Below are 11570 nucleotides of genomic sequence, written 5' to 3'. Positions count from 1 at the left end.
ATAAAAAAAGCGCCCCGCAGGGCGCTTTTGGGATGCAACGTTGCTAATTAAGCATGGTAGGCGGATTCACCGTGGGTGGTGATATCCAAGCCTTCGCGCTCTTCTTCTTCCGGCACGCGCAGGCCAATGACGATGTCCACCAGCTTGTAGGCGATCACGGACACCACCGCCGACCAGATGATGGTCACGCCCACGCCGGTGGCCTGGGTGGTGACCTGACCGATGATCGAGTAGTCAGCCGATGCCTTGTTGGCAACATAGTCAAACACGCCCTGGCCGCCCAGCGATGGTGCGGCGAACACACCGGTCAGCAGCGCGCCCAGGATACCGCCGACGCCGTGCACGCCGAACACGTCCAGCGAGTCATCCGCGCCCAGCAGGCGTTTCAGGCCGTTCACGCCCCACAGGCAGACCACGCCAGCCGACAGGCCGATCACCAGTGCGCCCATCGGCCCGACGAAACCGCAGGCCGGGGTGATGGCCACCAGACCAGCCACTGCGCCCGAGGCGCCGCCCAGCATGGATGGCTTGCCCTTGAAGATCCACTCGGCGAAGACCCACGACACGGTCGCGGCAGCGGTGGCCAGCAGAGTGTTGATGAAGGCCAGGCCGGCGATGTCGGCCGCTTCCAGTGCCGAACCGGCGTTGAAACCGAACCAGCCCACCCACAGCAGCGATGCACCAATCATGGTCATGGTGACCGAGTGCGGCGCCATCGATTCGCGGCCGTAGCCGACGCGCTTGCCGATCATGTAGGCGCCGACCAGGCCGGCCACTGCGGCATTGATGTGCACCACGGTGCCGCCGGCGAAGTCCAGCGCACCTTTCTGGAACAGGAAGCCGGCTTTGGCGGTTTCCGATGCCAGGGTGGCGGCGTCCTTGATCGCGTCCGGACCGGTCCAGAACCAGACCATGTGGGCGATCGGCAGGTAGGCGAAAGTGAACCAGATCACCACGAAGGCCAGCACGGCGGTGAACTTGGCGCGCTCAGCGAAGGCGCCGACGATCAGGCCGCAGGTAATGGCGGCAAAAGTGGCCTGGAACGCAACGTACACGAACTCAGGAATCACCACGCCCTTGCTGAAGGTGGCAGCGTAGGAGAAGGCGCCCTTGGCCGGGTCCCAGATGCCGCTCAGGAAGGCACGGTCGAACTTGCCGAAGAAGGCGTTACCCTCGGTGAACGCCAGCGAGTAACCGTAGATGCACCACAGCACCACGATCAGGGCAAACACCATGAACACCTGCATCAGGATCGACAGCATATTCTTGGAACGCACCAGGCCGCCGTAGAACAGGGCCAGGCCAGGAATGGTCATCAGGATCACCAGCAGGGTCGACACCATCATCCAGGCGGTGTCGCCTTTTTGCGGGGTCGGCGCCGCTGGCGCGGCCGCTTCGGCCGGGGCGGCAGCGGCTGGGGCCGCAGCAGCAGGCGCGGCGGCTGGGGCCGCTTCAGGCGCGGCGGCGGCCGGGGCCGAGGCGGCAGCGACCGGGGCCTCGGCCGGCTTGGCGTCCTGGGCGTGGACTGGGGCTGCCAGCGCAAACAGGATGGATACCCCAGCCAGCAAGCTCGTTATGGTTTTTTTCATTCTCATCATCCTCTTAGAGAGCTTCGTTGCCGGTCTCGCCGGTACGAATACGGATCACTTGTTCCAGGTTGTACACGAAGATTTTGCCATCGCCGATCTTGCCGGTGCGGGCAGCGCCTTCGATCGCCTCGATGGCCTGCTCGACCACGGCATCGTCCACCGCCGCTTCGATCTTGGTCTTCGGCAGGAAGTCCACCACGTACTCGGCGCCACGGTACAGCTCGGTGTGGCCTTTCTGGCGGCCGAAGCCTTTTACTTCAGTCACGGTAATACCCTGCACGTTAATGGCCGACAGGGCTTCACGCACCTCGTCAAGCTTGAACGGCTTGATAATGGCGGTAATCAGTTTCATACGGGCCTCGCTTAGAAGGTTTTGGAAATGGTCAGGACTGCACCGGTTTTACCCAGGTTCTTCCCTTTTCCGACGTAGGCATCGGTGTCGGCATAGACCGCCGCCAGTGCCACACTCACTACGCCGAAATCTTTGGTGACGCCGACCTTGTAATCGGTGTAGCTGGCGGCGCCGTTGTTCTTCACGTTCTGGTGGCCGACGTGCAGGTTCAACACATAGCCGTCATACACTTCGTTGTTGAACTGGGCGTCCAGGTAGCCCGAGTTCTTGCTGTCGGCAAAGCCGAACAGGTTGGTGGTCGAATGCGAATACTTGACCGAGAACGGGCCGGCGCTGATCTGGCCGTACAATTCGAAGGTATTGGCGCTCGGGCTCAGCTTGTTCGATGGGTAGGCATAGTACAGGCCGCCGACGTCATAGCTGAAGGTATCATTGATGGCGCCGCGTTTGCCGCCGTAGATATCCCATTCGACCGAGCCGTCGCCGCCGCCATCTTTGACCCATTTGATGTTGGTGGCCCAGGTGCCGACGTAGAAGCCGGTCGGGTTGTTCACGTAATCCGCGCCAACCTGCACGGCTGGCTTGAGGCGGGTTTGCGAAATACCGCGGTAACGGTAGTCGCTGACAACGGCAGCGTTATAGGTGACTTCGTTGTCTGGTTTCGCTTCAGGGGCGGGTGCCGCCTCTTGCGCGTGCGCCATGGATGCGAATGCTAAGGTCAACGCAGCGATCAAAGTCAGGTTCTTGGTCATTTTCATAGTTGTTTTTCCTAGTGAGTTGAACGTCATTAGCAGTTGCGGTTTAAAATCTTGTCAAGCGAAGCAATGAAAAGCATTCATTGCCTTCTTAGCAGAATGTGTGCCAGCTAACATTGACAACGGCCCGGGCGCCCCAAAGTGAGAATTGTCACGCGCTAAAAGAGGGAATTCGGCGGTTTCGCACCACGTTAACGCCGCTACGCACCACGATGGTGCAATGATGGACTAACCAGATCAAGGAATCTTATGGATAAGAACAATTTTTTTAACGACTTGCAAAACAAGATCAGCCAGGCCATCGAAAATTCACCAGCAAAGGACATTGAAAAAAACGTCAAGTCCATGATGACGCAGGGATTCGCCAAACTGGACCTGGTCACCCGGGAAGAGTTCGACATCCAGACCCAGGTGCTGGCCAAGACCCGCGCCAAGCTGGAAGCGCTGGAAACCCGCCTGGCCGAGCTGGAAAGCAAGATCAATCAATAAGCGCTGATTTGTGCTGGTCCGTTTGGGCTAGCGCAAAGTGACGCGGCGGGCGCGAGCTACGCTGGCGGCTGGTCCCTTTTGCCAGCCCGTCCAGCCATGTCACTTGCCGTACTCAAAAGCCGCGCCCTGGCCGGCATGGAGGCGCAGGAAGTCAGCGTCGAAGTGCATCTGGCCAACGGCCTGCCGGCCTTTACCATCGTCGGCCTGGCCGATACCGAGGTCAAGGAAGCGAAAGACCGCGTCCGCGCCGCCATCCAGAATGGCGGCTTTGAATTTCCCGCCCAACGCATCACCGTCAACCTGGCGCCGGCCGACCTGCCCAAGGAATCCGGGCGCTTCGACCTGCCGATCGCGCTGGGCATCCTGGCCGCCTCCAAACAGATCCCGGCGCGCCGCCTGCACCAGTATGAGTTTGCCGGCGAGCTGTCGCTGTCGGGCGAATTGCGGCCGATCCGCGGCGCCCTGGCGATGTCACTGGCCACCCGCCGCGATGGCGGCAGCCTCGCCTTCATCCTGCCGATGGCCAACGCCGACGAAGCGGCGCTGGTCGCCGCCGCCGCCATCTACCCGGCCACCTCGCTGCTGCAGGTATGCGGCCACTTCGCCGGCAAGTCGGTGGACAACATGCTGTCGCGCCACGACGCGGCGCCGCTGGCGGCCGCGCCCGAATATCCGGACTTTGCCGACGTCAAAGGGCAGCGCCTGGCCAAGCGCGCGCTGGAGGTGGCGGCCGCCGGCAACCATTCGGTGTTGCTGGTCGGCCCGCCGGGCTCGGGCAAGACCATGCTGGCGTCACGCTTTCCCGGCCTGCTGCCGGCCATGAGCGACGAAGAAGCGCTGGAGGCCGCCGCCGTGCAATCGCTGACCGGCGCCTTCCGCATCGAACAGTGGAAACAGCGGCCGTTCCGCGCGCCGCACCACACCGCGTCCGGCGCCGCGCTGGTGGGCGGCGGCAGTGTGCCGCGTCCGGGCGAGATATCGCTGGCCCACCACGGCGTGCTATTCCTGGACGAGCTGCCCGAGTTCGACCGCCGCGTGCTGGACGTGCTGCGCGAGCCGATGGAATCCGGCCGCATCACCATCTCGCGCGCGGCGCGGCAAGCCGACTTCCCCGCGCAGTTCCAGCTGATCGCCGCCATGAACCCCTGCCCATGCGGCTACCATGGGCATGCCAGCGTGGCCTGCCGCTGCTCGCCGGATGTGCGGCTGCGCTACCAGAACCGCGTTTCCGGCCCGCTGCTGGACCGCATCGACATTCAGTTCGAAGTCGGCTCCGTGCACGCCGACATCCTCGCTGCCGCCGCCGATGGCGAGCCGTCTGCCGTCATCGCCGCCCGCGTGCAGGCGGCGGTCAACCTGCAGCTTGAGCGCCAGGGCAAGCGCAACCAATTGCTCAACCCGCGCGAGATCGACCACTACTGCAGGCTGGACCGGCCAGGCAAAGCGCAGCTGCGCGAAAGCATGGAGCAATTCAAATGGTCCGGCCGCGCCTACCACCGCATCCTGCGCGTGGCCCGCACCATTGCCGACCTCGACCGCGCCGCCAACATTCAGCTCAAGCACATCAAGGAAGCCATCCAATACCGCCGTGCGCTGAGCGAATAAACAAATCCTATTCTGCCGGCGAGCTGCTATATTGCTCGCAGCTTAATTCGCCAGGACCATCATGACCCGCTTGCCTCTGTATCTTGCCGCCAGCGCAGTGCTGGCTGGCTGCGCCACGCCCAAGGCGCCGACTGATTTCACCATCAATTCCGGCAGCCCGCGCGCCCCGGAGCAGTTGGCGGTGACGTTTGAAAAGGTCGACCTGGCCTTGCGCGTTGATCCGGCATCGAAAAGCATCCGCGGCGACGCCGCCCTGACCTTCCTGCTGAAAGAACCGCTGACCCGCATCGCGGTTGAACTGGACCGCAACCTGCCGATCGACAGCGCCAGCGTGGACGGCGTCGCACTCGCCCCGTCCGCGATCAGCAATCCGGACGGCCGCCTCTACCTGACCTTGCCAACGCCTTTGCCCGCCGGCGCCCGCACCACCGTACGCATCCAGTACCACGGTGTGCCCATCGTGGCCAGGAAAGCCCCATGGGATGGCGGCTTTACCTGGAGCCAGTCCAAGGACGGCCAGCCATGGATCACCACCACCGTGGAAGGCGAAGGCTGCGATTTGTTCTGGCCCTGCATCGATCATCCAACCGGCAAGCCCAGGCTGATCGATCTGCACATCAGCGTGCCCGCGCCGCTGGTGGTGGCCGGGAATGGCGTCGCCACCGGCATGGAAGAAAAAGACGGCTGGCGCACCTACAACTGGCGCGCAAAGCATCCCAGCACTTATGGCGTCGCCCTCAACATCGGTCCTTACGAAACCCTGTCGGCCGACTACGCCAGCAAGTACGGCAACACCATTCCGCTGCGCATGTGGTATGTGAAAGGCCACGAACAGGAAGCAAAAGGCTTGTTCAGCGAGTTCAAGCCCATGCTGGATTTCTTTGAAAACCGCATCGGTCCGTATCCGTTCGGCGACGAGAAAATGGGCGTGGTCGAGACTCCGCATCTCGGCATGGAGCATCAGACCATCAATGCCTACGGCAACGGCTACCTCAAGTCGCCGCTTGGCTATGACTGGCTGCTGCACCACGAGCTGTCGCACGAATGGTTCGGCAATCAGATGACCAACGCCGACTGGGACGACATGTGGCTGCACGAAGGCTTCGGCTCCTACATGCAGCCGCTGTACATGGAATCGCTGCGCGGCGAAATGGAATTCCAAAACGTGCTGTTTGATTTTCGCAAGCAAGTCAGCAACAAGGCGCCGGTGGTCAGCGGCAAGTCCCAGCGCATTGAAGACATCTACAAGGAAGAACGCGGCGGCCCCGGTCTCGACATCTACGTCAAAGGCGCGCTGATCCTGCACACGCTGCGCAACCTGATCGGCGACGAACCCTTCTTCACCGCCACGCGCCGCATGGTGTACGGCACCAACACGCCAGCACCCGGCAACTTCCAGCCGCGCTGGAGCAGCAGCAAGGAATTCATCCAGTTCGCCAGCGAAGCCAGCGGCAAGAACCTGGACTGGTTCTTCGATGCCTACCTCTACCACGCCGCCCTGCCGGAACTGCTGGAGGAACGCAGCGCCGACAAGCTCAAGCTCACCTGGAAATTGAAAGACGGCGGCACCTTCCCGATGCCGCTGGAAGTACGCGTCAACGACCGTATTGAAAAGCTGGCGATGAGCGACGGCCAAGGCGAACTCACGCTGCCGCCCAATGCGCTGGTCACCATCGATCCGATGTCGCGCGTGCTGCGCCAGCAAAACCACATCGATGAATGGAAAGCCATCGAAGACAAGAAAAAGAAAGACAAGAAATGAAACACACCATGCCCCTGCTCCTGGCCCTGCTGCTGTCCGCCTGCAGCCCCAAGTACGACTGGCGCGATTACCGCAGCAACGATGCGCCGTATGCCGTGCTGTTCCCCAGCAAGCCGGCGACCCAAACCCGCAGCATCAAGCTCGACCAGCTGGACGTGAGCATGACCATGAGCGCGGCCGACATCGATGGCGTGATCTTTGCGGTCGGCAGCGCCCAGCTGGCCGACGCGGCCCAAGCGCCGGCCGCGGTCGAGGCGATGAAAACCGCCATGGTGAACAACATCAACGCCAGCATCACCAGCAGCAAGACGCTGGCCAACGGCGCACTGGAAGTGGACGCCAGCGGCACTGAAAAAGGGCGAAGCATGCGCCTGATCGGGCGTTTTATTGCCAAAGAAAAAAGAATCTACCAGGTGGTGGTGATTGGCCCGGCGCAAAACATCGAGGCCGACAGCGTGGAGACCTTCCTGACTTCCTTTAAACAGAATTAAAACGGGCGTGCTGGCTTAAAACATGCTTAATTGATGTGCGTCAGCGCTCAGACAAGCCCTTCTGTGGCTTGTAAAGTGGCGGCCATGGGCATAAAGTTTATCCAACGGAACTAAGAAAGAACGCTTATGTTAATCGCATTCAAATCCAAATCCAGCCCGGAAGTCCTGATGTACCAGGAGCATGCGCAGCGCATCCTGGACCTGCTGCACAAGAATCCCACCCGCGGCGTCATCACCGCGGCCGAGGCGGCGCAAGCGCTGTCCATCCTGGAGCATGAAGTGGCAGAAAGCAAGCTGCATCCGGAAACCGACGTCGAACACGACATTCACGCGCACGAACAGGAAGAAGGCGAAACCAGGGAACATGCGCAGGCACAGCGCGTCGGCTTCTCGGCCCGCGCCTTCCCGCTGCTGGAAATGCTGCGCACCGCCAAGGCGGAAAACGAGCACATCATCTGGGGCATCTAGTCGCCGCGCAGGGATGCCTTCAGTGGTAAATCCATGGTGAAGCGCGTCCCGACGCCGAGCGCGCTGTCCACGCGTATCGAACCATCCAGCAGCGACGTCACGATGTTGTAGGTGATGCTCAGGCCAAGGCCATTGCCGCCCTGCCCCAGCTTGGTGGTAAAGAAAGGATCGAAAATCCGCGCCTGGTGTTCCACCGGGATGCCTTTGCCATTGTCCTCGAACACGATGCGCACGCGCTCGGCGCCCAGCTGCATGGCCCACATGCGGATCACGCCATCCTCGCGCGCATCAAACGCGTGCAGCAGCGCGTTGTTGATCAGGTTGATGATGACCTGGCCATACGGGCCGGGGAAGCTGTCCATCACGATATCTTCCGGCATCTCCACCACGACCTGGTGGCCGGCCTTGCGCACCTGGTTTTTCATCGTCATCACGATCTCATTGCTGGCCTGGTGCAGATTGAACTGGCGCCGCTTGGCGCTGGCCTGGTCCACCGCCACCTGCTTGAAGCTGTTCACCAGCTCGGCCGCATTGCGCAGGCTGCGCATCAGCAAGGTCGACGCCTCGCGCGCCGCATCGAGGAAGTTGCGCAAGTCGGAGCGGCGCATGGTGCTGGCGTTGTTGAGCACCTCGATTTCCGTGGTCTTGTCTTCCAGCGTGCTGGCGATCACCAGGCTGTTGCCGATCGGCGTGTTCAACTCGTGCGCCACGCCAGCCACCAGCGATCCCAGCGCCGCCAGTTTCTCGCGTTCCACCAGCTGCTGCTGCGTATCCTGCAGCTGACGATACGAGTCGGCGTTGGCGAACGCCACCGCCACGTAGGAAGCCAGGGTGGTCAGCATGTCCAGATCGATGCGCTGGTACGCATGCTTGCGGTAGCTGTGCACCGTGATCACGCCGCGCACATGCCCGCTCACCGAAATCGGCACATAGATCAGCGAACGCGGCTCGGTCGGCAGCGTACCATCTTCCAGCGTGCCCATGTTCTCGGCGCCGGACACCAGATCCAGGCTGCCGATGTAGTGGTGATATTCCTGCTCCAGATCGTTGATGAACACTTCCTGCGCATGATTGATGCACCACACGGCCAACTGGTTCGGCTCACGCATGCTGCGCGTGTACGGCGTGTAGCGCTTGCCGCGCTCCATCGCAAACGGGTACTCGATCAGCTCGCGCTCCGGCCGGTAAATGCCGATGCCAAACACACTGGCGTCCATCAGCGCATGCACCTGCTGGTACAACAGCGACATGATGGCTTCGCTATCCAGATTGGCCGTGATGCGCCGGCCGATATCGGACAGCAGCGAAATATTGCGGTGCGCCGCCTCGACGTTTTCCTTCTCGCGCTGAATCGATTCCTTCTGCCGCACCAGCTCGCGCGTGCGGCTGCCGACTTCCTGCTCAAGCTCCTGCTTCTGCAACAGCAGCAGGCGGATGCGGATGCGGAACAACAGATAGGCGCCGCCCGCTGCCATACCTGCCAGCAGCAGGCGGAACCACCAGGTCTTCCACAGCGGCGGCGCAATATTCACCTCCAACGATACCGGCTCGCTGCTCCATACGCCATCCTTGTTGGCCGCCTGCACGCGGAACACATAGTGGCCGGGGTCGAGATTGGTATAGGTGGCAAAGCGTTTGCCGGCGTCCGTCGTCACCCAGTCCGGATCGAAGCCCTCCAGCTGATACGCATAGCGATTGCGCTGCGGATCGGCGTAATGCAGTCCGGCGAACTCGAACGAAAATACCGCATCCCGATACGACAACGCCAGCCGCCGCGCCTGATACAGCGGCCCCTGGTCCAGCACCTTGCCACGTCCGGCCTCGCTCTGAATTGATTGATTGAAGATCGAAATATCGGTGATGGACACCGCCGGCGCATCAGGATTGTCATGAATGTGCGCAGGCTGGAACACGGTCACGCCCTCCAGTCCGCCGAAGTACAGCGTGCCGTCCGGCGCACGGTAGCCGGAGCCGATGAAGTAGGAGCCGTCGATCAAGCCATCCTTGGAGGTGTAATCCTTGAACAGGCCGGTCTGCGGGTTAAACAGCGAAATGCCGGCCGTGGTGCTGATCCATAAACGCCCTTGCGCGTCACCTAGGATGGCGCCGACCGGGTCCGGCGAACGTCCACCGCCGGGCGCATAAAAGCGGAAATGCAGCTTGCCATCCTCGCCGGTACGCGCCATGCACAGGCCGGCGGCCGTGCCGATCCAGATGCGCTCCTGTTCATCCTGGTACAGGTAGTGCACGCGGTTGTGGCTAAGGCTGTCGCGGTTGGCGGGGTCGTGGCGGTGATGCTGGAATTTGCCGGTGGTGCGGTCAAAACGATCTAAACCGTTTTCAGTGCCGGCCCACAGATTGCCGCGCTTGTCCTCCAGCAGCGAATACACGCGGCCGGACAAACCGCCGGCTGAGGATGCGTCGACGCGATACACCTGCATCTCCAGCGTGTGCGGATCAATGCGATGCAGCGCCATGCGCGTGCCGACCCAGATGGCGCCAGCGCGATCCACCAGCAGCCGCTGCACCGAACGCGCAGGCGCCTCGTCGCCCAGCGACACCGGCGTATAGCGGCCGCTGACCGGATCACGCCACGACAAGCCAGTAATGGTGCCCACCCACAGGCGCCCTTGCTGGTCGGTCGCCAGTGCCATCAACTGGTCGGCGGGCGGCGAACTCGGGCCTTCCTCTTCATTGGAGCTGAAGCTGACCTTGCCTTGCGCCGGATCCAGCAAGGCCAGGCCGGTGGCGGTCCCCAGCCATACCTTGCCGCCGGAAGCGGCGGTGATCGCCCGCACCTTGCTGCTGCCGATGCTCGGCAACACACCGGCATGTTCGGTGTAGCGTTCAAAACCGCCGCTGTTCAAATCCACGCGATCGACGCCGGTGTACCAGTTGCCCACCCATAGCGTGCCGGTGCGGTCCTGGTACAAGGAACTGATCTGGTTATCGCTGATGCCGTGCCGGTCCAGGTTGTCGCGCTCGTAATTGTAGTAGCGCCCGCTTTTGGGATCGCGCCGTTTCAAGCCGTCGGTAAAGGTGCCGAACCACAGCGTGCCGTCGCGATCGTGCAGCAGCTTGGGCACGCGCACCTCGGCCAGGTCATCCGGCACATCGATTGCCAGCCGTTCCGCCGCGAAGCCTTCCAGACGCCACGCCTGCACGCCGCGCATGGTGCCTGCCCACAGCACGCCGTCCGGGCCAAGCGACAAGGACATGATGTCGTTCGCCAGCGTTTTTTCCTGTGTGCCGAAATGGCGGAATTGTGTACTGCCGGCAGGCAGCAACTCCAGGCCGCGCGCCGTGCCCACCCATAAATTGCCATGCTTATCGAGCACCAGCGCGCCAACATGGTCGTCATTGATCGTATTGCGGTCGGCATCGGCGTGGCGCAGGGTGCGGACCTTGCCGCTGGCGGGGTCGAAATGCTGCAAACCTTCGCTGGTGGCCAGCCACAAGCCCTGCCGGCCGTCGCCAATGATGCTGGTCACGGCCAGTTTGGACAGCACATGGGTAAAGGCTTGGGCAACCGGATCGTAGCGGTCCAGGCCGCCCTTGTTGCCAACCCACAGCTGGCCGGCAGCGTCCTGATACAGCGCCTGCACATAGTTATCCTGCAGGCTGCGTGGATTGGCGGGATCGTTCTTGAAGGCGGTGACGCGATAACCGTCATAACGGTTCAGTCCAGCTTGCGTACCCAGCCACATATAGCCATGCCGGTCCTGCAGGATGCTGGCCACGGATTCCTGAGTGAGGCCCTGCTCGACGCCCAAGCGTTCAAACCGCAGTGTCAGCGGGGCAGCTTGCGCCGTGGACAGCGCCAATAAGAGCAGGAAAACAGCACGCATAAGGTTGCATCTCCGATATCAACCCATTTTAATGCACAAAAGCAAAAAACCCCGCCGGAATCGATCCAGACGGGGCTTTTTTCTAATAACTAGCTTGACGATAACCTACTTTCACACTGGTTGCAGCACTATCATCGGCGTAGAGTCGTTTCACGGTCCTGTTCGGGATGGGAAGGGGTGGGACCGACTTACTATGGTCATCAAGCTTTGA

The 11570-nt window shown here is 61.9% G+C and carries 9 protein-coding genes and 1 rRNA gene; 5 read left to right on the top strand and 5 right to left on the bottom strand.

Annotated elements, in window-relative coordinates:
• Nucleotides 1–47 precede the first annotated feature (47 nt).
• From amt to ABDW57_RS24040, 3 genes are read right to left on the bottom strand one after another with little or no spacing between them, the layout of a single operon-like run.
• A complete protein-coding gene (amt, locus tag ABDW57_RS24050; protein ID WP_343732674.1) occupies nucleotides 48–1589 on the bottom strand; it encodes an ammonium transporter in 1542 nt (513 codons plus the stop codon).
• A 13-nt stretch (nucleotides 1590–1602) separates the two neighbouring features.
• The gene (locus ABDW57_RS24045; protein ID WP_092279474.1) at nucleotides 1603–1941 is read right to left on the bottom strand and encodes a P-II family nitrogen regulator; all 339 of its coding nucleotides are present in this window, start codon (nucleotides 1939–1941) and stop codon (nucleotides 1603–1605) included.
• 11 nt (nucleotides 1942–1952) lie between these two features.
• Complete coding sequence (locus ABDW57_RS24040) at nucleotides 1953–2699, bottom strand: TorF family putative porin (protein WP_343732673.1); 747 nt, start codon at nucleotides 2697–2699, stop codon at nucleotides 1953–1955.
• A gap of 246 nt (nucleotides 2700–2945) precedes the next feature.
• On the opposite strand from ABDW57_RS24040, the gene ABDW57_RS24035 reads away from it, so the two are divergent.
• The 5 genes from ABDW57_RS24035 to ABDW57_RS24015 all read left to right on the top strand — a co-directional run bounded on the left by ABDW57_RS24035 (nucleotide 2946) and on the right by ABDW57_RS24015 (nucleotide 7511).
• Nucleotides 2946–3185: an accessory factor UbiK family protein gene (locus ABDW57_RS24035; protein ID WP_155468325.1), complete on the top strand. Its 240-nt coding sequence runs from the start codon at nucleotides 2946–2948 to the stop codon at nucleotides 3183–3185.
• A gap of 96 nt (nucleotides 3186–3281) precedes the next feature.
• Nucleotides 3282–4790: a YifB family Mg chelatase-like AAA ATPase gene (locus ABDW57_RS24030; RefSeq protein ID WP_343732672.1), complete on the top strand. Its 1509-nt coding sequence runs from the start codon at nucleotides 3282–3284 to the stop codon at nucleotides 4788–4790.
• A gap of 61 nt (nucleotides 4791–4851) precedes the next feature.
• On the top strand, nucleotides 4852–6552 hold the full coding sequence (locus ABDW57_RS24025) for a M1 family metallopeptidase (protein ID WP_343732671.1): 1701 nt from the start codon (nucleotides 4852–4854) through the stop codon (nucleotides 6550–6552).
• Between the two features lie 8 nt (nucleotides 6553–6560).
• Nucleotides 6561–7043: a hypothetical protein gene (locus ABDW57_RS24020; RefSeq protein ID WP_343732670.1), complete on the top strand. Its 483-nt coding sequence runs from the start codon at nucleotides 6561–6563 to the stop codon at nucleotides 7041–7043.
• Between the two features lie 126 nt (nucleotides 7044–7169).
• Nucleotides 7170–7511 carry a DUF1840 domain-containing protein gene (locus tag ABDW57_RS24015; RefSeq protein ID WP_343732669.1) on the top strand — a complete coding sequence of 114 codons (342 nt, stop codon included), beginning with the start codon at nucleotides 7170–7172 and terminating at the stop codon, nucleotides 7509–7511.
• Here ABDW57_RS24015 and ABDW57_RS24010 read toward each other — a convergent pair.
• Nucleotides 7508–11359 carry a two-component regulator propeller domain-containing protein gene (locus ABDW57_RS24010; protein WP_343732668.1) on the bottom strand — a complete coding sequence of 1284 codons (3852 nt, stop codon included), beginning with the start codon at nucleotides 11357–11359 and terminating at the stop codon, nucleotides 7508–7510. The genes ABDW57_RS24015 and ABDW57_RS24010 overlap by 4 nt on opposite strands.
• Nucleotides 11360–11451: 92 nt before the next feature.
• Nucleotides 11452–11564: ribosomal RNA gene (gene rrf / locus ABDW57_RS24005) — 5S ribosomal RNA — on the bottom strand.
• Between the last annotated feature and the right edge of the window lie 6 nt (nucleotides 11565–11570).

Source organism: Duganella sp. (assembly GCF_039595735.1).
Lineage (GTDB): Bacteria > Pseudomonadota > Gammaproteobacteria > Burkholderiales > Burkholderiaceae_D > Rugamonas.
Note: the sequence above shows the minus strand (reverse complement) of the source record. Positions and strands in the feature narration are given on the sequence as shown.